Raw genomic sequence first — 20,585 nt, 5'->3', positions numbered from 1 at the left:
GTCCCCCACCCCCCCCCCCCCCCCCCCCCCCCCCCCCCCCCCCCCCCCCCCCCCCCCCCCCCCGCACCTCGCCGCCCGCCGCCACGTCCTGGCCCAGCTCGGCCTGGACCTGCGCTTCACCGCCACCGACCTCGCAGCGGTCGACTACACCGCCTCCGATCTCCAGACCCCGGAGACCGTCACCTTCCTCTTCGCCAAGCCCCTCACCCCGGCCCAGACCGCCCTCGCCCGCATCCCCGACACCGCCCCACCCACCCTGCACGGCTACACCTGGGCCAACCCCCCCCCCGCCAACCCCACCCCCTGCGACCGCGCCCCCCTCCACCACGCCACCCTCACCCTGGCCCGCCACCACTCCCCCACGGCCCCGGCCTACTTCGTCGCGGGCCACCCGCCGGACTAGCGCTTCCCGAAGGGCTGCTGATGCGCGGTCAGCTCCTGCGGGTCCACGCGGCGAACACTGCGACCACGCTCAGGCAGTCGACGATCACGACGAAGGCGACGACGTACGCCTCACCGGAGAAGAGACCTACGGTGAACCTCAGGACCGGTATCGAACACAGCACGGTGAGGGCGGTGACCAGGGCTGCCACGACCGGGGCCAACCGGGAGCCGCGCCGGAACGCGATCGTGGTGATCAACCACAGCACGGTCGGTACCGCCGCCAGGACGGCGATGGCAGCCGTCGCGGTCTCGGCCATGCCAGCTGCGAGGTTGGGGTCGCCGTACTGGTCCACAGTGTTGCCAGCCCGGTCGAGCCGCACGGTGACATAGACGCAGGCGAGCAGCACCACGCTCCAAAGCGCCGCTACCGTGAGTATCAGGCGGAAGGCGAGCCTCGCCCTGCGGGGCACAGCTACGTCGGTGATCGGCACGAAGCCCGACCCTAGTAGTACATGATCCCCCTGAACCACCCTCGTCCAGTCCGTCCGTTCAGCTGTCCCGTCCCGCGCCCTCGCCACCCGCCGCGTGCACTAGGACGTCGGCCAGCTCGACCGGGGCGAACAGCGGCGTGAAGTTGTCGACTTCGCCTGGTCATGGCGCGCGGGACCCGACCCGTGGCGCGAGTTCAACGGCGGTATCAGGCACCTGGTCGCCCCGGAACTCGCCGCCCGGCTACACCGCCGCCGGCCTCACCCCGAAGGACACCAGCCCGGCCGACCTGCGGAAGGCGATCGCCGCCGGCATCCCGCTGACCACCGCGCGGCCGTGGCCGCACCTGACGACGATCCTCGCCGACGTCCTCACCGCACCCGCCCCCGAGCGCCCGACAGCCGGGGAACTCGCCGACGGCCTCGCCGCGGTGACCAGCCGAACGTGCGCGCTACGCGGTCGGGATGCAATGCACCCGTTCGGGTGAACACAACTCCGAGAACATGGATCAGCACAAGCTAGGGATTGCACCTGCTGCGAATATTTCGAATACTTCGATTAGGCTCGTAGCGGAGGTAGCCATGAGTACTGTCAGCGGCAAGAAGATCGAACCGGGCACCGTCGATGCCGGCCACGCCGAACGGGCACTGCGAAGAGTCAACGACTACCTGGCACACACCGCACAGAAGGACGAGGACATCCACGTCCATCTGGAGACCGGTGCCCAGGACGAGGCTCTCGTCCTGCCCCGGCCGGTGGTGGAGCTGTTCGCCTCCATGCTGGCTGCTCTCGCCAACGGGCAGGGCGTCCAGATCATGCCGGTGGACGCCGAGCTCACCACCCAGCAGGCGGCCGACCTGTTGAACGTGTCGCGTCCCTACCTGATCGGGTTGCTCGAGTCCGGCGAGATCCCCTTCAGGCTTGTCGGGCGCCACCGGCGGATCCGCTTCGCGGATGTCCATCAGTACCTGCGCGAGGACGACGCCAAGCGCAAGGATGCCGCCGACGAGTTGCTGCGGCTGGACCAGGAGCTGGGACTACTCTGACATGGCCTTTGTCGTGATCTACGACGCGTGCGTGCTCTACCCGAACACGCTTCGAGACCTGCTGATTCGCGTCGGCCAGAAGGGATTCGTCCGCGCCAGATGGTCCGATCTCATCCTTGATGAGGTCGACCGCACCTGGCCGAGAACATGAACATCCCGCAGGAGAAGCTGCACCGCCGTCGGCAACTGATGAACGGCGCCATCCGCGACTGCCTGGTCACGGGGTACGAGACCCTCATCGACGGGCTCGAACTACCTGATCCCGACGACCGCCACGTGCTCGCGGCCGCCATCAAGGCCGGCGCCCAGGTCATCGTCACCGAGAACCGGAAGGACTTCCCCGTCGATCGTCTCGCCGGATGGAACATCGAGCGCAAGAGTGCCGACGAGTTCGTCCTGGACCTCATCGATCTGGACGATCGCGTCGTCTACGCCTGCATCCAGGAGATCGCAACATCCCGGCGTCACCCTCCGCAGACCCTCGATGACGTCCTGGCCCAACTGGAGAAGTCCGGCCTCAGCCAGTCCGTTGCCGCGCTGCGCCTAGGGCGAGGAGCAGGAAGCTGACGCTTCCACAGAGGACACCGGACGGGCGAAGCCAGCTCGGCCAGATCTCGGAGAACCGGATCTGACCGAGCGTCACACGACGTCCCGTCAGCAGGCCGCCGCCAACTCCCGCTCGCGCGCCCGCGACTCCGCCGGCTGCGCCTGCCGTGGCACGAACGCCACCACCCGGCCGCCGCTCCCCCGGTGCAGGTCGACCCGCAGGCGCAGGTCGGCGCAGCGGGCCAGGACCAGGCCGATCACCGCCGCGGCCAGTGCCGAGACCAGGCCGCAGGCCAGCAGGCCGACCCGGGGGCCGTAGGCGGCGGTGGCCCAGCCGACCAGCGGGGCGCCGACGGGGGTGCCGCCGGTGAAGACCAGTACCAGCAGGCCCATCACCCGGCCGCGCATCTCGGGTTCGGTGGCCAGTTGCACGTAGGAGTTGACCGCCGTGTTGAAGGTCAGGCCGCAGATCCCGACCAGGGTGAGCAGCACCGCGAAGCTCCAGTACCCGGGCGCCCCGGCGGCCAGCACCTCCAGCACGCCGAAGCTCAGCGCCGCGCCGGTCAGCCAGCGCAGGCGCGGGTTGCCCCGGCGGGCGGCGTAGAGCGCGCCGGCCAGCGAGCCGAGTGCCATCGCGGTGTTCAGCAGGCCGTAGCGGCCGGGGCCGACGTGGAAGGTTTCGTGGGCGAAGCCGGCGAGCAGGGTGGGGAAGTTGAAGCCGAAGGTCCCGATGAACCCGGCCAGCACCAGCGGCCACATCAGGTCCGGCCGCTCCCGCACGTAGTGCAGTCCCTCGCGCAGCTGGCCCTTCTGGCGTGGGATCCGCTCCACCGGGCGCAGTTCGCTGGTCCGCATCGCCAGCAGTCCGCCGATCACCGCCGCGAAGGAGACCGCGTTGAGCGCGAACGCCCAGCCACTGCCGACCGCCGCGATCAGCAGGCCGGCCACCGCCGGGCCGACCAGCCGGGCGGTCTGGAAGTTGGCGGCGTTCAGGCTGACCGCGTTGCTCAGGTGCTCGGGGCCGACCATCTCGGAGACGAAGGCCTGCCGGGTCGGCGTGTCCACCACGGTGACCAGGCCGAGCAGCAGCGCGAAGGCGTAGACGTGGTACTCGGTCACCACGCCGGTGATCGTCATCACGGCCAGCGCGGCGGCCAGCAGGCCCATCGCGCCCTGGGTGACGATCAGCAGCCGCCGCTTGGGCATCCGGTCGGCGAGCACGCCGCCGAAGAGGCCGAGCAGCAGGGTGGGCAGGAACTGCATGGCGGTGGTGATGCCGACCGCGAGCGGGCTGCCGGTGAGGCTCAGCACCAGCCAGTCCTGGGCGATGCGCTGCATCCAGCTGCCGGTGTTGCTGACGATCTGCCCGGCGAAGAAGTACCGGTAGTTGCGAACCCGCAGCGAGGAGAAGGTCCCCGTCGGGCGGGTGAACCGGGTCGAGGCCGCGGTTCCCGGTGCGGCGGGCTCAGCCGCCGCGGTGCGTTCGCAGGGGTCGTCGTCGCCGGGCGAAGTCACCGGCGTGGCCACGGGAGTGGCGAGGTTGGTGGTCGGGATGGTGGTGTCGTCGGGACGGTTGGCGGCGCCGGCTGCGCCCTGCGGTATCACGTACTGCTCCCCTCGGGGCGCGGCCTCGGCATGGGCCGGGGCCGCGCTGCTGGTCTTCCTGGTCGATCCTGCGGTGATGCGGTCGTCCTCTCTCTCGTCCGGTGCATCCGGCTGCGGTGCGCTACAGGTGCGCGAGCTTGTACAGCGCGGGCGCCGCCGCGCGCACGCTCGCCCACTCCTCCTCGGTCAGCCCGGAGGCCAGCTCCGCGAGCCAGGCGTTGCGCCGCCTACGGCTCTCGTCGAGGATCGCCGCGGCCTGGTCGGTCATGCTGACCACCACCTGCCGCCGGTCCTCGGGATGCGGCTCCCGCCGCACCAGCCCCTTCTCCTCCAACATCGCGATGATTCGCGTCATCGACGGCGGCTGCACATGCTCCCGCCGCGCCAACTCCCCCGGTGTCGCACTCCCACACCGGGCCAGCGTCCCCAGCACCCCCATCTCGGTAGGGCTGAGCGACTGCTCCACATGCTGGTGCCGCAATCTGCGCGCCAGCCGCATCACGGACGACCGCAGCTGACTGACAGCGGCGAGGTCGCCCTCGGACATCTCGGACATGATACTTAGGATACGTCATTACCCAAACTAATTAAAAATCGGCATGCCACTCTCGCGGGACGGAGCCACGCAGAGGAGGACCAGGAGGATCTTCGACTGGCCCGCGAGGCGATGACCGAGAACGGGCCCACCGCGACCCTGGCAGAGATGACGGCAGAGACCATGGCCCGCCCTGAACGGCGCGACTCGATCTCCGGCGGCTGAGGCCTCCAGCTCCGCCCCGGCCGAGGCCGGCCAAACTGAAGCTCCGCTCAGCCGTCCTCTCCTGACGAAGCCTCAGTGCGGAAAAGCCCGCCGCGCCCGCCAGCTGGTGTGCTCGCGGGCCACCGCGTCCTCCACGTCGCCGGCCAGCAGCGACCAGGTGGCCTCGGCGTCCGGGTCGTTCACGTCCATGGCGGTCAACTTGCCCCAGACCACGTCGAGTTCCTTGGCGGCGAGCTGGTAGGCCGAGACCAGCGGGCGCAGTTGCTTCAGCTGGGTCCAGGCGATGATCGCGGCGGCGGCGGCCGAGCAGGCGCCGAAGATGCTCACCGAGATCGCGCCCAGCGCCTGTGCCACGGCCGCCGCACCGCCGACGATCATCAGGGCCACGATGCCCAGGCCCCAGGAGACGGACTGCGACTCGCAGGCGTCCGCCTTGGCCAGGTACCAGGTGCGCTGGCCCTCCACCCGCACCCGCAGGTACATGGTGCGCCGGGCGGGCAGCTCGGCGGCCCGCAGCGCGCGCATGCCGTCGGTGATCTCGGGCACCGCGCCGGGGGCGAGCGCGCCGGTCTCCTCGAAGTTCCGCAGCAGGTCGGCGACTTGCGCCCGGTACTCCTCGTCCACCTCGGGCGAGTCGGCCGGGCCGCCGAACGGGCGGGCCCGCACGGTGTACTTCCAGGCCAGCGTCTTCACCGACTCGGCGGCGGCCCGCGCCCCGTACCACTGGGCCTGCGGATTGACCCGGCGCAGCCGGGACCAGAAGTACCCGGCCAGCAGGAAGGCGGCCACCGAGACGAACGGCGCGGCGCTGGTCTTCCCGTGGCCGCTGGGCGCGATCACGGCGCTGACCGCGGCCGCGACCACCAGCATCAGGATCATTCCGCGGTACCAGCGCAGTGTCTGCCGCTGTCCTTCGATCGACGCCCGGTCGGCCGTCTGGAACGGTTCCGGCAGGAAGTCCGCCTCGTCGATACCGGTTGGATCCCAACGCTCCATCGGCCAGTGCCCCCTCACGACTCACCCGGCAGTATGCCCAGCCCCAACTCGGCTACACAGCGCGCTTTCCGGACACTCGTGCGGACAATCCGGCTACTCGCGCGCCGCCGGCCGGGACGACGGCCGCCACCAGGGCCACCACCGCGCACAGCACCCCGAGTTCGGCGACCACCAGCCAGGGGCCGCCCAGCACCTCGGCGCCCAGCGGGATCGCCCCGACCAGCCGGCACAGTGCGGCCCACGCCCCACCCACGCAGCGCAGCGTCGACCTGGCGATCCGCATCACTGTCAGCATGCTGACGATGATTCAGCCCTGGCCGCCCCGGCCGGTATCCGGAACGTCCCCCAGCGGACCCTGATCCCGCCCTAGCCTTCCCCTATGACCGGGCCCCTGATCTGGTACGCCGCCTACGGCTCCAACCTGCACCTGGTCCGCCTCACCGCCTACCTCGCCGGCGGCCGCCCGCCCGGTGGCGCCCGGGTCTACCCGGGCTGCCGCGACCCGAGCCCGCCGCGCGCGATGCGCCCGATCACGCTGCCGGGGCGGGTGCACTTCGCCCTGGAGTCCGCCGTCTGGACCGGCGGCATGGCCTTCTACGACCCGCTCGACCCCGGCGACACCCCCGCCCGCGCCTACCTGCTCACCGCCGAGCAGTTCGCCGACCTCGCCGCCCAGGAGATGCGCCGCCCACCCGGCACCGACCTCGACCTCACCCCCGCCCTCACCCACGGCCGCGCCACCCTGGGCCCGGGCCGCTACGAGACCCTGGTGCACCCCGGCACCCTCGACGGCCTACCCCTGCTCACCTTCACCGCCCCCTGGCGCACCGCCGACGCCCCCCTCGCCCCGCCGTCGCTCGGCTACCTGCGCCACCTCGCCGCCGGCCTGCGCGAGTCCCACGCCTGGCCCACCGACCGGATCGCCGCCTACCTCAGCACCCGCCCGGGCGCGGCGGGCCACTGGAGCGCCGCGGCACTCACCGAGTTGCTCGCCTGACCAGACCTCAGTTTGCAGTGCCCGCAGGGACCACCCATCGCGTGCGCTGTCCGGTGATGGCCGCGATCATGTCGTAGTCGCCGTCGTAGTGCAGCACCGTCACCCCATGCCGCTCAGCGGTCGCTGCGATGAGCATGTCGGCCATCGACAGCGCTCGATGGTCGCCGCGGAACAGCGCCTGACTCTGGATCTCCTTGGCACGGTCCCAGACCTCGTCCGTGCAGGGCAGGTGGTCGAACCCGGTGAGCAGGTGGCGGAGCCGCTCCGCCTCGACCGCCGAGCGGGCGCTGTGCAGGACCTCCATCTCGACAGCCGCGCTCACCGCGAGCAGCGCCCGCTGGGAGAGGTCGTCGAGTACGGGTCGCACGGCGGGCTTGCCCCAGCGGGCAAGCGCCGACTTGTCGATCAGGTAGCGCTCTCGGCTCACGCCGCCGCCTGATCGCCCGGCTCATCGAGAAGGTTGAACTCGCCACTGGCAATGGCGTCCGCGAACTCTATCCGGCGGGCCAGCTTCACGGCCTCGAGCAGGGCGGCATTGACGGTCGCGACCTTGGTCTTCGTACCGAAGAGCTGCTGCGCCTCGGCCAGCAGATCATCGTCGAGGTCGATAACGGTGCGTGCCATGGTCGCTCCTCCAGAGGCCGACAACAAGACAACGACATCAATCCCCGCGCACGACAGATATAAATTGCCGAATTCGCCCTACTTCGCCAGCCCCAGCGCCGGCATCATGTAGTAGAAGGCGAACACTCCCGCCACCACGTACAGCGCCACCGGCACGCTTCGCCAGCGTCCGGTCGCCACCCGCAGGACGCAGAAGGTGATGAATCCCATCCCGATGCCGTTGGTGATGCTGTAGGTGAACGGCATCAGCACCATGGTCAGGAAGGCCGGCATCGCGATCGTGTAGTCGCTCCAGTCGATCTCGCGGATCGAGTTGGCCAGGATCAGGAAGCCCACCGTGACCAGCGCCGGGGTGGCGGCCTGGGCCGGGACCATGGTGGCCAGCGGGGTCAGGAGGAGCGCGATCATGAAGAGCGCACCGGTGACCAGGCTGGCGAAGCCGGTGCGGGCGCCCTCGCCGACGCCCGCCGTCGACTCGACGAAGCAGGTGTTGGCCGAGGAGGAGGTGGCGCCGCCGAGCGCGGTGGCGATGCCGTCGACCATCAGGACCCGGTTGATGCCGGGCAGGTCGCCCTTCTCGTCGAGCAGGTGGGCCTCGTCGGCGACGCCGAGGATGGTGCCCATGGCGTCGAAGAAGGCGCTCATCAGCACGGTGAAGACGAAGAGGATCCCGGTCAGCGCGCCGACGTAGTGGAAGCCGCCGAACAGGCTGACCTTGCCGACCAGCGAGAAGTCGGGGCTGGCCACCGGGTCGCCCGGCCACTTGGGGACGGTCAGGCCCCAGGCGTCGGCGGGCAGGTTCGCCAGCTTCTGGATCACCAGGGCCAGCCCGGTCATCGCCGCGATCGAGATCAGGATCGCGCCCGGCACCTTGCGCACCACCAGCACCATGGTGAGCAGCACGCCGAGCATGAAGACCAGCACCGGCCAGCCGTGCAGGTGACCACCGGTCCCGAGCTCCAGCGGGACGGTGGTGTGGGCGATGTCGGGGACCCGGCTGACGAAGCCGGAGTCGACCAGGCCGACCAGGGTGATGAAGAGGCCGATGCCGATCGCGATCGCCTTGCGCAGCCCGAGCGGCACGGCGGTCATCACCCGCTCGCGCAGGCCGGTGGCGACCAGCAGCATGATGCAGAAGCCGGCCAGCACGACCATGCCCATCGCGTCCGGCCAGGTCATCTTGGGCGCCAGCTGGAGCGCCACGACGGTGTTCACGCCCAGGCCCGCGGCCAGGCCGATCGGGACGTTGCCGATCACCGCCATCAGCAGCGTGGTCAGGCCCGCGGTCAGCGCGGTGGCCGTGACCAGCTGCGGGAAACTCAGCGACTGCTTGTTGATGTCCACGGCGTTGGACAGGATGATCGGATTCAGCACCAGGATGTAGGCCATGGTGAAGAAGGTGGCGACACCGCCACGGATCTCCCGCGCCACGCTGGAGCCGCGCTCGGAGATCCGGAAGTAGCGGTCGATGGCCGCGGAAGGCATGCGATTTGTCCTCTGGTGGGGGCAAAGGAGGGCCTTCAGTATGTGTTCACCGGTCGTGCACGCGCCATCTTCGCGCGTAGAGCAACCGAGTGGTCAACACCGGAAGCCGTAGGCTGAGCCCCATGCCGAAGACCCCGCTGCACCCCTCGCCACCTCCCCTGGAAGCCAACGACGTCGCGATCGTCGGCGGCGGCACGGTGGTCTGGTTCGTGGGTTTCCTGGTGCTGCTCCCCTTCCAGCACACGCTCTCCGAGCACGGGCACGGCAGCTGGCCGTGGATCTGCCTCTCCGGCGGTCTGCTCGGCCTGATCGGGCTCTGGTACTGCCGGGCCCGACGGGCCGCGATCCAGCGGGACCGGGCCGCGGCGGAGGTCGGTCCCGGGGAGGAGTGACGCCGGTGGACAGCTCCGCCCCGGGGAGGAGCCGCGCCCCCGCCGAGCGGTCCACCCGGTCGGCCGGACCGGAACCACAGGGGGACGCACCGGACATTTCGCCCCCGTAGAGTCGGTGCCATGACGCATCCCGCCGGCGACCGGCCCGTCCCCGACAGCGGCACCGCCGCCGGCGCCACCGGCCTCGCGCCCGCCGGGCGTGGCGGTCTGACGGCGGCCCAGGTCGCCGAGCGGGTGGCGAACGGCCAGGTCAACGACGTTCCGGCGCGTTCCTCACGGTCCGTCAGCGAGATCGTGCGGGCGAACGTCTTCACCCGCTTCAACGCGATCATCGGCGTGCTCTTCGCGGTCATCCTGGTGGTCGGCCCGATCCAGGACGGCCTGTTCGGCCTGGTCATCGTCGCCAACACGGCGATCGGCATCATCCAGGAGGTGCGCGCCAAGCAGACCCTGGACAGCCTCGCGCTGATCGGCGAGGCCCGCCCCGAGGTGCGCCGGGACGGCCAGGTGACCCAGGTCGCGGTGGCCGAGATCGTGCTGGACGACACCGTGCTGCTCGGCATCGGCGACAAGGTGATCGTGGACGGCGCGGTCACCGAGGCCGAGGGCCTGGAGATCGACGAGTCGCTGCTCACCGGCGAACCCGACCCGGTCCTCAAGCACCCGGGCGACCTGGTGATGTCCGGCAGTTTCGTGGTCGCCGGCGCCGGCGCCTTCACCGCCACCAAGGTGGGCCGCCAGGCCTACGCCGCGCAACTGGCCGAGGAGGCCAGCCGGTTCACCCTGGTCAAGTCCGAGCTGCGCACCGGCATCGACACCATCCTGCGGTTCATCACCTACCTGCTGATCCCCACCGCGATCGGTCTGGTGATCAGCCAGTGGGCGGTCGAGCACAACGACTGGCGCGAGGCGGTGCGCCGCACGGTGGCGGGGATCGTGCCGATGGTGCCCGAGGGGCTGGTGCTGCTGACCTCGGTGGCCTTCGCGATCGGGGTGGTCCGGCTGGGCCGCAAGCAGTGCCTGGTCCAGGAGCTGCCCGCGATCGAGGGGCTGGCCCGGGTGGACACCGTCTGCCTGGACAAGACCGGCACCCTCACCGAGGGCGGCATGGACGTGCTGGAGCTGCGCACCCTCGACCACGCCGGGACCGCCGACGGTGAGCAGCGGCTGCGGCAGGCGCTCGGCGTGATGGCGGCGGCCGACGCCCGGCCGAACGCCAGCATGCGGGCGGTGCTGGACGCCTACCCGGCCCCCGCCGGGGAGGGCCAGGGGCACTGGCGGGTGCTGGAGGCGATGCCGTTCTCCTCGGCCCGCAAGTGGAGCGGGGTGCAGCTGCTGGAGCCGGCCGGTGCCGAGGCCAGCTGGCTGCTCGGCGCCCCCGACGTGCTGCTGCCCACCGGGCACCCGGCGCTGGCCGAGGTGGACCAGCTGGGCGCGCAGGGCCTGCGGGTGCTGCTGCTCGGCCGTACCCCGGTGCCGCTGGACACCCCCGACCCGGCGAAGGACCTGCGCCCGCTGGCCCTGGTGGTGCTCCAGCAGCGGCTGCGCCCGGACGCGGCGGCCACGCTGCGCTACTTCGAGCAGCAGCGGGTCCAGGCGAAGGTGATCTCCGGGGACAGCGCGATCTCGGTCGGCGCGGTCGCGGCGGGCCTGGAACTGCCGGGTGCCGAGCAGCCGCTGGACGCCCGGACCCTGCCGAGCGACCCCGAGGCACTGGCCGACACCGCCGAACGCACCACCGTCTTCGGCCGGGTGACGCCGCAGCAGAAGCGCGAACTGGTCGGCGCGCTGCAGTCCCGCGGCCACCACGTCGCGATGACCGGCGACGGCGTCAACGACGTGCTGGCGCTCAAGGACGCCGACATCGGCGTGGCGATGGGCTCGGGCAGCGAGGCGACCCGGGCGGTGGCGCAGATCGTGCTGCTCGACGACAGCTTCGCCACGCTGCCCTCGGTGGTGGCCGAGGGCCGCCGGGTGATCGGCAACATCGAGCGGGTGGCCAGCCTCTTCCTGGTCAAGACCGTCTACTCGGTGCTGCTGGCGCTGCTGGTGGTCTTCACCCAGCTGCCGTACCCGTTCCTGCCGCGGCACTCCACCCTGCTGAGCTCGCTGACCATCGGCATCCCGGCCTTCTTCCTGGCCCTGGCCCCGAACACCGAGCGGGCCAAGCCCGGGTTCGTCCGCCGGGTGCTGCGGCTGGCCGTCCCGGGCGGGGTGATCGCGGGGGCGGCCACCTTCACCTCCTACGCGCTGGCCCGCGCCGACCACGCCACCGATCTGAAGGCCGACACCAGCGTGGCCACCCTGACCCTCTTCCTGGTGGCGATCTGGGTGCTGGCGATCGTGGCCCGGCCCTACACCTGGTGGCGGGTGCTGCTGATCGCCGCCATGGGCGGCGCCTTCACCCTGGTGCTGACGGTGCCCTGGCTGTCGAACTTCTTCCAGCTCAAGCTGGTCGCCGGCCGCGACGTGTGGACGGGCGTGGGGATCGCGATCGTGGCCGGGCTGCTGCTGGAGGTGGTCTGGCGGTTCGTCCGGCGGGGGCTGGACGGCGACGAAGCCTAGAGGACGCCCAGCCCGCCGGACGGACGGTCAGCCCTCGAAGTCCCGGGCCGCCGAGAGCTCGTAGGCGCGGTCGGGCTCGGTGAGCGCGGCCAGCACCTCGAACCGGCGGTGCCACTGGCCCACCGACCAGGCCAGACCGGCCGCCAGCCCCTCCGGGGTGGCCGCGTGCAGCAGGCCCGGCACCGGCGGGACCTCGAACTCGTCGTCCTCGTCCACGGCCTCGGCCGACTCCGGGTCGTACGGCAGCTCGGGCGCGGCCGCCGTGGTGTCCCAGCGCCAGTCCACCGCGGCCTCCTCACCGTCCGGACCGACCACCAGCAGCTCCTCGTGCTCCTCGTAGACGGCCGGGCAGCCGGGCAGCAGCTCCCGGACGAACGGCGGCACCCGGTGCAGGGAGCCCTCGGAGAGCACCCGACCGCCCGCGATCTCGCTGGCCAGCGAGACGTGCAGCCGCTCCGCCAGCGCCGGGGCCAGCGCCGGGGCGACCGGGATCAGCGGGTACGGGTGGAGCAGCTGCACCAGGTCGGGCGCGTCGGCGACGACGGCCTCGGTGGCGTCCACCACCACGGTGTACCCGGGGCGGCGGCCGGTGGCCTCGTCCAGCGGCGGCAGCGCCCGCACCACGTCCAAGGGATCCACCTGGACGGCGGCCAGCGCGGTGTAGATGCCGTGCAGCTGGCGGTGCGACACCTCGCTCTGCTCGTCGGTCAGGTGGTCGAGCAGCTCGTCCGGGCCGTGCTGCTCGGCGAGCAGCGCGGCGAGCGTGGTGCGCACCCCGAGGGCGTGCAGGAACTCGGCGTCCAGCGTGGTGCGGGCCTCGTCGTAGAGGCCGCGGAGCAGCCAGTCGCCGCCCGCCGCGCGCAGCCCGGCCGGCTCGCGACCGTCCAGCACCGGGTGGTCGCGCAGCCACCAGGCGGTGTACGGCGGCAGGTCGGCGTAGCCGCCGTCGGGCAGCAGCGCGCGGACCGGGGTGATCACCGCGTCCCGGTACGGCGGCCGGGCGAGCCGGGCCAGCGCCTCGGGCCAGGCCTCCTCGTCGATCAGGTCCAGGTCGCGCACCGCCAGCAGCTCGGCGGCCACCGGCGGCACGCCCACCTCATCGGCGTCGTCGGCGTGCAGCCGCTCCAGCACCTCCTCGCACCAGTCGGCCAGCCCGTCCGGCGCCTCGTCCAGCAGGCCGGTCGGGGCGCCGCCGACCGCGCGGTCGGCGGGGGCGGTCGGGTCCAGGCGCTCCAGGTCGTCCGGATCGAGCAGCGCGTCCTCGGCGCGGACCAGGACGAAGTCGCTCAGCACCCCCACGGCGGCCAGCACCTCGGGGCCCCAGCGGTCCAGCAGGTCCTCGTCCACGAAGGGCGCGTCCTCGGGGCGGGCCAGCTGGGCGAACGGGCTGTCGGGGAGGATGAGTTCACCGGCCCTGGCCAGCTCGCCCTCGTCGTCGGGCAGCGCCAGGCGGGCCAGCCACGGGTGGTCGCCGGCCTTCGCGTCGGCCGCCTTGACCAGGCCGAGCACCGCGTCGGCCAGATCGGCGGCGGCCTCGAAGTCCTCCTCGCCGACGTCCAGCGAGCGGGCCACGGCGGCCCGCAGCTCGGGGGTCTGCAGGATGCCGGCCGGGGTGGCGGTGGCGGCACCGAGCTTGGCCAGCAGCGGGTGCGCCGCGTCGGGGTGGGCCAGCCGCAGGTCCAGCAGGTCCAGCGCCTCGGCCAGGGTCTCGGGGTAGCCGGGGAACCCCGCCCAGTCGGCGTCCTCGGAGGGCAGCAGCACCCGGCGAGGGCCGGTGACGGTGCGTCCGGTGGCCAGCGGCACCGGCAGCGCGCCGAGCGCCTCCGGGTCGGCGCCGGCCAGCGCCCCGTACAGGCTGCGCCACCAGGCCGGCTCCCGGTCCAGGCCGCCGAGCTGGTCGACCACCTCGGCCAGCGGGATCCGCCGCACCTGCAGCGCGCGCAGCTCCGCCCGCCGCTCCAGGCCGGCCGGCAGCAGGCCGGGGAAGATCGGCGCCAGCGCCTCGACCACCGAGGAGTCCGCCCCCTCCAGCAGCGTGGCGTCGCGCGGCCGAAGCGCGGGCGTGCCCTCCTCGACGGCGGTCGGGTGCGGCAGGAAGGCGGTACCGGGCAGCCGGGAGAGGATCGCGGTGCGCAGCGCGTTGTCCAGCGTGCCCTGGCCCAGCGGCCCGGGAACCAGCGCGAGCGAGCCCAGGTCGGCGCCACGGGCCCGCAGCAGGTCGGTGTAGGCCTCGGCGGCGCGCTCGGTCAGGAACTCGGTGAGCGGGCCCGGCGCGACATGGCGCCGGGTGGAGTCCAGCGGGTAGGAGGCGATCAGCAGCGCCGGCACGCCCAGCGGCTCCTCGCTCGGCGTGGGCGCGTGCAGCACCGGGGCCACCGGGAGCGGCTGCGGGGTGCCGACGGCGGAGACCGGCACGGCCCAGGTCACCGTCCAGTACGGGCGGGCCCGCTCCTCGACGGGACGGTCCGCCAGCAGCTCCGGGGCCAGCGCGCCGGTGGTGGTGACGGTCTGCCAGAGCGACGGGACGGCGTCGCCGTGCTCGGTGCGCTCGGTCAAGGTGACCTGACCCAGCCCCTCCTCGGTGCGCTCGGCGACCGAGCGGGTCAGCGTGCGGATGCCCCGGTCCGGGGTCTCCACGACGATCTCGGCCAGCCCGGGGAGGGTGAGCAGCAGCGCGTCGTCCACGCCGTTCAGCAGACGGCGGGTCAGGTCCTCTGCGGCGCCATCGCGCAGCGGCAGCAGGACCACCGTGTCGTAGCCGGCCGGCGGCTCGCCCACGGCGGCCAGCGGCAACCGCAGCAACGGGACGTGCCCGTCGCGGCGACGCAACTCCTCGGCCAGCTCGTGCTGTTCGGCAGCCGCCCGATCGGCCAGCTCGCGGGCCTCGGCGAGCGACCAGCGGGCGCCGCCCGCGTGGCCGACGATGGCCGGCTCGTCACTGACCGCGAGCACGGCGGCGAAGCCGACGCCGAACCGGCCCACTGTGGGGGTGGTATCGGCCCGCTTGGAGGAGGCGCGCAGGGTGGAGAGCGACTCGATGGCGGCGGCATCCAGCGGTGCGCCGGTGTTGGCGGCGGCCAGCACACCGTCCCGCAGGGTCAGCCGCAGCCGCCCCGGGCCCAGGCCCGCGCGGGCCGCCGCGTCCGCGGCGTTCTGTGCCAACTCGACGACCAGGCGGTCGCGGTAACCACCGAGCGCCAGCTCCTCCTCCGCGTTGGCATCCTCCCGGAACCGGGCCGGCGAGGCCGCCCAAGCGTCCAGCACCCTGCGCCGCAACTCGGCCGTGCCGAAGTGATCGGCCACCTGCTCGTCGCCGCCACTGCCGATGATGCGAGGCTCCACTGGACCCGCCGCCTTCCCCAAACGTCACACGAGATCCTTGGGGGGCATTGTCTCCCTTTTTTGGGGCACGTTCGCCGCCGGGGCGCTCGGACCCGGTGTCGACACTCGTCGCTCCGGCACTCCCTCGTACCTCGGTCGCTTGTCGCTCCTCGCTTTCGACACCGGCGCGCCCCTTTGGCTCACTCGCGGGCCGTGCGGGGTTTCTGTCACGGCCTGGTGGGTGGTTCTCTCGCGGGGCGGGTGCGGGGTACTGCCGGCGGGGGCCTGCGGATATGGCGGAGCCCCGGGTGCCAGGAGGCTGCCCGGGGCTCGCGGGTGGTGCGGGATCAGGAGTGGCCGAGCTCCTCCGCCGGGGCGTCCGGCTCGACCGAACCGCCGCTGCGGTCGGGGTGCAGCTGCAGCGGCTCGACCACGGTCTCGTCCAGGATCAGCTCGGCCGGCACCGGCGGTGCGGGCAGCACGGCCGCCTCGGAGTGGCCGCCGCAACCGTAGGCGAGCGAGACGATCTGACCGTCCGCCGGACCGTACTCGTTGCCGCAGACGCCGAAGGCCTGGCCCAGCGAGCCGCCGATCGGGATCAGGAAGCCGCAGCTGGTGCAGGAGGCCGGGGCGGACTGCGCCATCGGCGTCTGCGGCCCGTGCGCCTTCTCCCAGCGGTCGGCGGCCAGGTGCATCCCGAGCCGGGAGAGCACCCGGGGGCGGGCCATGCCCAGTTCGTCCGCGACCGCGCCGATCTGCGCCCGCACCGGGGCGGGCTGCACGTGCGGGTCGGACAGTTCGAGCTCTTCCTCGCCGTCGAAGACGGCCGAGTTGGGCGCGGGCTCGTCCTCACCGGTCCACCCGGGCTCCAGCCGCTCGTCGTCCGCGTCGGTGGGCAGCAGGTCGCCGGGGCCCAGGTCGCCGGGCCGCAGCCGCTCGCTCCACGGCACCCACTGCGGCGCCAGCACCGCGTCGGTGCCGGGCAGCAGCACGACCTCGTCCAGGGTGACCACCTTGGCCCGTGGCGCGCGGGCCACGGTGACGGCCCAGTGCCAGCCGCGGTAGGCGGCGTCCAGGCACTCGAAGGTGTGGGTGACGACTCGCTCGCCCTCGGCCCGGGCGGCCAGGTGGGTGCCGACGGCGGCAGCGCCGACCGCCTCGACCGCTGCCTGCCTGGCGAGTTCGACGGCTTCGGCACAGAGCCGGTCGGGGGTACGGCTTCGCATCGCAGCACTCACGGCGTCGGTTCTCTCCAGTCTTCTTACCTGCAGCCTAATCGCCCGGGGGCTCGCCCGGGCCGTTCGGGACCGTCGCGGCCGCCTGGTGCGCGCCCGTGGGCGTCGCATCGCTCGAACCTGCCGCCGGTACCGCTCGCTCGTGGTACCGCCCCTATTCTGCGTGACCAGAAGCCTTGCGAGGACCGGCCGCGCCGCCGTCGGACCAGCCCGACCGGTGCGCAGCACGTTCCACCGCAGCGGTCCGCACAGTGCAGGCTACCCGCCGGGCAGCTGCGCGCGACAGCCCGTGGGCGGGCGCCGAGAGTACCAGCGCCGTCGGGCCGCGCCGAGCTGACCTCAATCCCTCGTCCTGGCGGGGATTGTCAGGCAGGATTGCGTGTGTGGCGGACGAAACGCCGTCGCAGCACGCCTCACCGGTCGCCGTGCCGCGACAGCAGCTCTCGGTCCCCTCTGTGGACGACTCGGGCCCACAGTCGGAGGACGGGTCCCCGCTGCCCGAGCGCCCCGGCGAGGAGCCCGATCCCGCCGACGCCGATCGCACGGATGACGACACCGATGCCGAAGAGTCACCGCGGCGCGGTCTGCTGGTGCGCAGCGCCTCGGCGGCCGGCCTGCGCACCGGGCGGGTGGTGCACGGCACCGGGCGCCGGATCCGCAAGGCCACCTCGGCCGACGGCGCCGGCGAGTCGGGCCTGGCCAAGCTGATCGAGCTGCACGCGCTGAACTCCTTCGGCGACATGCTGATCACCATCGCGCTGGCCTCCACCATCTTCTTCTCGGTGCCCACCAGCGAGGCCCGCGGCCGGGTGGCGCTCTACCTGCTGGTCACCATGGCCCCGTTCGCGCTGCTCGCGCCGGTGATCGGCCCGCTGCTGGACCGCCTGCCGCACGGTCGCCGGGCCGCGATGGCGATGGCGATGCTGAGCCGCGCGGTGCTCGCCTGGACCATGGCGAGCTCGATCAGCGGCGGCAACCTGGCGCTCTACCCCGAGGCGCTCGGCTGCCTGGTCGCCTCCAAGGCGTACGGCGTGGTGCGCAGCGTGGTGGTGCCCCGGCTCAAGCCGGCCCGGGTGACCCTGGTGAAGGCCAACTCGCGGGTGACCCTGGCCGGACTGCTGACCACCTTCCTGGCCGCCGGGGTGGGTGGGCTGCTGCACCTGGCCGGGCCCGCCTGGCCGTTGCGCGGCGCCTTCCTGGTCTTCGTGATCGGCACCCTGATGGCCTTTCACCTGCCGCGCCAGGTGGACTCGGCCAAGGGCGAGCAGCGCGCGGTGCTGCACGCCAGCCCGCACCAGGACCCGGGCGCGCCGGCGTCGGGCGTTCCCGAGAGCCCGCGGACCAAGGCCAGCCTGCGCACGGTCGGGCCCTCGGTGGTGCTGGGCCTGCGGGCGGTGGCCGCGCTGCGCGGACTGAGCGGCTTCCTCACCCTCTTCCTGGCCTTCCTGCTGCGCGTCGACCCGGTCGGCGGCGTCTCCCCCACCGTGGGCCTGGGTCTGCTGGCGGTGGCGGCCGGCGGCGGCAACGCGCTGGGCTCGGTCTTCGGCTCCTGGCTGCGCAGCCGCGGCGCGGAGGCGACGATCACCTTGATGCTGCTGCTGGCAACCGCCGCCGCCGTGGCCGCCGCGCTCTGGTACGGGATCGTGACCGTGCTGGTGGTGGCGGCCGTCGCCGGCATCGCCGCGTCGCTGGCCAAGCTGGCGCTGGACTCGTTGATCCAGCGCGACGTCCCGGAGGCGGTGCGCACCTCGACCTTCGCCCGCTCCGAGACGCTGATGCAGCTCTCCTGGGTGGCCGGCGGGGCGCTGGGCATCCTGCTGCCGCTGGACGGCACGCTGGGCCTGTCCGTCGCGGCCGCGCTGCTGGGCGTGGCGCTGGTCTGGACGGTGCTCGCGCTGGTCCGGCTGGGGGTTCGCGGCGGCGCACCGCACCCCCGCGTCGCGTGATCGGCAGAGTTGGATAGCCTTCGTCCCATGAGCCTCAGCACCCGTGTCATCGCCGCCCTCGGCGCCGTGGTCGTGATCGGCGCCGGCACGATCGGCGGCTCCATCGCCTACGCGTCGGGCCAGCCCACGCCGACGAAGACCCAGGCCACCGTCACCGTGGGCCGCTCCTCGCACGCGCTGGACCCCAACCCGACGTGCTTCAACGGCGGCAAGCCGCTGAGCGACGCGGCCCGCCAGGCCTGCGCCACGCTCTCCAACCAGGCGGCCAGCACCTTCCCCGACAAGGTCTCGGTGAAGTGGAGCGACCAGCTCGGCGTGGGCATCGACCCGGACGCCGCGAAGAACGGCTGGCGGGCCTTCACCAACGGCGGTGGCGGCCAGGGCGGCGCCCTGGTGGCGAACTTCCAGAAGGACACCACCTTCTCCGGCCTGCAGCCGGCCGCCAACCTGCTCACCAGCAGCCGCGACACCGCGCTGACCGTGATCGAGTTCGACCCGAAGACCGCCGGCAGCGCCAACCCGGGCATCGTCGCGGTCTGGTTCGTCGACCTGGTCAACTCCGCCGCTCCGGCGACCTCGCCGCAGGACGCCGCAGGCCAGGGTGCCGGTCAGGGCGCCAGCCAGGGTCAGTGACCCACCCGTACGGCAGCACCGATCAGCCGATCCGCCCCCGGCCCGGGACGGATCGGCTGCTCGTCGTCGTCGCGGTGGCCGCCGAGGCCGAGGCGGTGCTGCGCGGCGCGCCGGCCGGCAGGGTCACCGTGGTGGCCGCCGGGGTCGGCCCGGCCGCCGCCGCCGGCGCCACCGCCATCGCGCTGGCCACCGAACGCCACCCGCTGGTGCTCTCCGCCGGGATCGCCGGCGGTTTCGCCCCGCGCGCACCGATCGGCGCGGTGGTCGCGGCCGACGCGATCATCGCCGCGGACCTGGGCGCGCAGACCCCGGAGGGTTTCCGGGACGTCGCCGAGCTGGGTTTCGGCACCACCACGCACACGCCGCCGGCGGGCGCCGTCGCGCTGCTGGCCGAGGCCACCGGGGCGGTGGTCGGCCCGGTGCTGACCGTCTCCACGGTCACCGGCAGCGCCGCCCGCGCGGCCGAGCTGACCGAGCGCCACCCGGGCGCGGCCGCCGAGGCGATGGAGGGGTTCGGGGTGGCCGAGGCGGCCGCCCGGCTGCGGGTGCCGGCCCTGGAGCTGCGCACCGTCTCCAACGCCGTGGGCCCGCGGGACCGGGCCGCCTGGCGGATCGGCGAGGCACTGGCCGCGCTGACGGACGCCTTCGCCGTGCTGCCCTACGACCGACTGCTGAAGGAGGCCACCGGTGGCTGAGCCGCTGCGGGTCGCGTACTCACCCTGTCCGAACGACACCTTCGTCTTCCACGCCTGGGCACACGGCCTGGTGCCGGGCGCCGAGGCCCCCGAGGTCACCTTCGCCGACATCGACGTGACCAACGGCCTGGCCGAGCGCGGCGAGCTGGACCTGCTCAAGGTCAGCTACGCGGCGCTGCCCTGGCTGCTCGACCAGTACGCGCTGCTGCCCTGCGGCGGAGCGCTGGGCCGCGGCTGCGGACCGCTGGTGCTCACCAGGCCCGGCGCCGACGCGGACCTGAGCGGCAAGGTGGTGGCCGTACCGAGCGAGCGCTCCACCGCCTACCTGCTGTTCCGGCTCTGGGCGGCCGAGGCGGTGCCCGGCGGGCTGGGCGAGGTCGTGGTGCTGCCGTTCCACGAGATCATGCCGGCGGTCCGGGACGGCCGGGTGGACGCCGGACTGGTGATCCACGAGGCGCGGTTCACCTACCAGCGGTACGGCCTGGCGAAGCTGGCCGACATGGGCGAGGCCTGGGAGGCCCGCACCGGCCTGCCGATCCCGCTGGGCGCGATCATCGCCAAGCGCTCGCTGGGCGCGGCCCGGCTGCGCGAGCTGGCGACGGCGATCCGCGGCTCGGTCGAGGCGGCCTGGGCCGACCCGGCCGCCTCCCGGGAGTACGTGCTGGCGCACGCCCAGGAGCTGGACCCGGCGGTGGCCGACCAGCACATCGGGCTGTACGTCAACGAGTTCACCGCGGAGCTGGGCGCCGAGGGCTACGCGGCCGTGCGCGCCCTGCTCGACCGGGCGGCCGAGCAGGGGCTGGTGCCGGCCGTGTCGCCGGACGCGCTGGCCTTCCCGTAGCCGCGGCCACGGGAAGTTCCGCAGG

Annotated in this window: 22 protein-coding genes; 12 read left to right on the top strand and 10 right to left on the bottom strand. The window is 73.0% G+C overall.

Going from position 1 to position 20,585, the window contains the following annotated elements; all coding sequences use genetic code 11:
• Positions 1-403: hypothetical protein (locus tag ABH937_RS29280; RefSeq protein ID WP_370220013.1), on the top strand; the 403-nt coding region annotated here is incomplete at its 5' end.
• Between the two features lie 28 nt (positions 404-431).
• Here the strand turns inward: ABH937_RS29280 and ABH937_RS29275 are convergent.
• A complete protein-coding gene (locus ABH937_RS29275; RefSeq protein ID WP_370220012.1) occupies positions 432-875 on the bottom strand; it encodes a hypothetical protein in 444 nt (147 codons plus the stop codon).
• A gap of 137 nt (positions 876-1,012) precedes the next feature.
• On the opposite strand from ABH937_RS29275, the gene ABH937_RS29270 reads away from it, so the two are divergent.
• From ABH937_RS29270 to ABH937_RS29255, 4 genes are all read left to right on the top strand, one after another.
• On the top strand, positions 1,013-1,360 hold the full coding sequence (locus ABH937_RS29270) for a hypothetical protein (RefSeq protein ID WP_280689744.1): 348 nt from the start codon (positions 1,013-1,015) through the stop codon (positions 1,358-1,360).
• 94 nt (positions 1,361-1,454) lie between these two features.
• Positions 1,455-1,919, top strand: coding sequence for a helix-turn-helix domain-containing protein (locus ABH937_RS29265; RefSeq protein ID WP_370220011.1), 465 nt, complete (start codon positions 1,455-1,457; stop codon positions 1,917-1,919).
• A gap of 1 nt (position 1,920) precedes the next feature.
• Positions 1,921-2,070 carry a hypothetical protein gene (locus tag ABH937_RS29260; RefSeq protein WP_370220010.1) on the top strand — a complete coding sequence of 50 codons (150 nt, stop codon included), beginning with the start codon at positions 1,921-1,923 and terminating at the stop codon, positions 2,068-2,070.
• A complete protein-coding gene (locus tag ABH937_RS29255) occupies positions 2,067-2,486 on the top strand; it encodes a PIN domain-containing protein (protein WP_370220009.1) in 420 nt (139 codons plus the stop codon). The genes ABH937_RS29260 and ABH937_RS29255 overlap by 4 nt, the downstream gene beginning before the upstream one ends.
• A gap of 87 nt (positions 2,487-2,573) precedes the next feature.
• Here the strand turns inward: ABH937_RS29255 and ABH937_RS29250 are convergent, their stop codons facing one another.
• The 4 genes from ABH937_RS29250 to ABH937_RS29235 all read right to left on the bottom strand — a co-directional run bounded on the left by ABH937_RS29250 (position 2,574) and on the right by ABH937_RS29235 (position 6,121).
• Complete coding sequence (locus ABH937_RS29250; RefSeq protein ID WP_370220008.1) at positions 2,574-4,070, bottom strand: MFS transporter; 1,497 nt, start codon at positions 4,068-4,070, stop codon at positions 2,574-2,576.
• 121 nt (positions 4,071-4,191) lie between these two features.
• Positions 4,192-4,626 (bottom strand): MarR family winged helix-turn-helix transcriptional regulator, encoded by a 435-nt coding sequence (locus tag ABH937_RS29245; protein WP_280689748.1) that lies wholly within the window; start codon positions 4,624-4,626, stop codon positions 4,192-4,194.
• A 276-nt stretch (positions 4,627-4,902) separates the two neighbouring features.
• Positions 4,903-5,826: a DUF4231 domain-containing protein gene (locus ABH937_RS29240; protein WP_280689749.1), complete on the bottom strand. Its 924-nt coding sequence runs from the start codon at positions 5,824-5,826 to the stop codon at positions 4,903-4,905.
• 52 nt (positions 5,827-5,878) lie between these two features.
• Entirely contained in the window at positions 5,879-6,121 is a 243-nt protein-coding gene (locus ABH937_RS29235; RefSeq protein WP_370220007.1) for a hypothetical protein, read from the bottom strand.
• Positions 6,122-6,205: 84 nt separating this feature from the next.
• Between ABH937_RS29235 and ABH937_RS29230 the strand changes: the two genes are divergently transcribed.
• The gene (locus ABH937_RS29230) at positions 6,206-6,823 is read left to right on the top strand and encodes a histone deacetylase (RefSeq protein ID WP_370220006.1); all 618 of its coding nucleotides are present in this window, start codon (positions 6,206-6,208) and stop codon (positions 6,821-6,823) included.
• 7 nt (positions 6,824-6,830) lie between these two features.
• On the opposite strand, the gene ABH937_RS29225 is transcribed toward ABH937_RS29230, so the two are convergent.
• The 3 genes from ABH937_RS29225 to ABH937_RS29215 form a co-directional block, all read right to left on the bottom strand.
• Positions 6,831-7,250, bottom strand: a complete 420-nt coding sequence (locus ABH937_RS29225) for a PIN domain nuclease (protein ID WP_280689754.1) — start codon at positions 7,248-7,250, stop codon at positions 6,831-6,833.
• Positions 7,247-7,447 carry a type II toxin-antitoxin system VapB family antitoxin gene (locus ABH937_RS29220; protein WP_280689755.1) on the bottom strand — a complete coding sequence of 67 codons (201 nt, stop codon included), beginning with the start codon at positions 7,445-7,447 and terminating at the stop codon, positions 7,247-7,249. Before ABH937_RS29220 ends, ABH937_RS29225 begins: the two co-directional genes overlap by 4 nt.
• Positions 7,448-7,525: 78 nt before the next feature.
• Positions 7,526-8,932, bottom strand: a complete 1,407-nt coding sequence (locus ABH937_RS29215; RefSeq protein ID WP_280689757.1) for an NCS2 family permease — start codon at positions 8,930-8,932, stop codon at positions 7,526-7,528.
• Positions 8,933-9,054: 122 nt separating this feature from the next.
• Here ABH937_RS29215 and ABH937_RS29210 point away from each other — a divergent pair, with 122 nt between their 5' ends.
• Positions 9,055-9,324 carry a DUF2530 domain-containing protein gene (locus ABH937_RS29210; RefSeq protein ID WP_280689758.1) on the top strand — a complete coding sequence of 90 codons (270 nt, stop codon included), beginning with the start codon at positions 9,055-9,057 and terminating at the stop codon, positions 9,322-9,324.
• A gap of 120 nt (positions 9,325-9,444) precedes the next feature.
• Positions 9,445-11,889 carry an HAD-IC family P-type ATPase gene (locus ABH937_RS29205; RefSeq protein ID WP_280689759.1) on the top strand — a complete coding sequence of 815 codons (2,445 nt, stop codon included), beginning with the start codon at positions 9,445-9,447 and terminating at the stop codon, positions 11,887-11,889.
• Positions 11,890-11,916: 27 nt separating this feature from the next.
• Here the strand turns inward: ABH937_RS29205 and ABH937_RS29200 are convergent, their stop codons facing one another.
• Positions 11,917-15,231 (bottom strand): sacsin N-terminal ATP-binding-like domain-containing protein, encoded by a 3,315-nt coding sequence (locus tag ABH937_RS29200; RefSeq protein ID WP_370220005.1) that lies wholly within the window; start codon positions 15,229-15,231, stop codon positions 11,917-11,919.
• A 326-nt stretch (positions 15,232-15,557) separates the two neighbouring features.
• Positions 15,558-16,436 (bottom strand): DUF3027 domain-containing protein, encoded by an 879-nt coding sequence (locus ABH937_RS29195; protein WP_370220004.1) that lies wholly within the window; start codon positions 16,434-16,436, stop codon positions 15,558-15,560.
• A 599-nt stretch (positions 16,437-17,035) separates the two neighbouring features.
• Here ABH937_RS29195 and ABH937_RS29190 point away from each other — a divergent pair.
• The 4 genes from ABH937_RS29190 to ABH937_RS29175 are packed head-to-tail and all read left to right on the top strand — an operon-like array spanning position 17,036 to position 20,560.
• A complete protein-coding gene (locus ABH937_RS29190; protein ID WP_370145748.1) occupies positions 17,036-18,391 on the top strand; it encodes an MFS transporter in 1,356 nt (451 codons plus the stop codon).
• A 27-nt stretch (positions 18,392-18,418) separates the two neighbouring features.
• On the top strand, positions 18,419-19,024 hold the full coding sequence (locus ABH937_RS29185) for a hypothetical protein (protein ID WP_280689765.1): 606 nt from the start codon (positions 18,419-18,421) through the stop codon (positions 19,022-19,024).
• A complete protein-coding gene (locus tag ABH937_RS29180; RefSeq protein ID WP_370220003.1) occupies positions 19,021-19,719 on the top strand; it encodes a futalosine hydrolase in 699 nt (232 codons plus the stop codon). Before ABH937_RS29185 ends, ABH937_RS29180 begins: the two co-directional genes overlap by 4 nt.
• Entirely contained in the window at positions 19,712-20,560 is an 849-nt protein-coding gene (locus tag ABH937_RS29175) for a 1,4-dihydroxy-6-naphthoate synthase (protein WP_280689767.1), read from the top strand. The genes ABH937_RS29180 and ABH937_RS29175 overlap by 8 nt, the downstream gene beginning before the upstream one ends.
• Positions 20,561-20,585: the final 25 nt, after the last annotated feature.

It is taken from the genome of Kitasatospora sp. GAS1066B (assembly GCF_041262605.1).
In the GTDB taxonomy this organism is placed as follows: domain Bacteria; phylum Actinomycetota; class Actinomycetes; order Streptomycetales; family Streptomycetaceae; genus Kitasatospora.
Note: the sequence above shows the minus strand (reverse complement) of the source record. Positions and strands in the feature narration are given on the sequence as shown.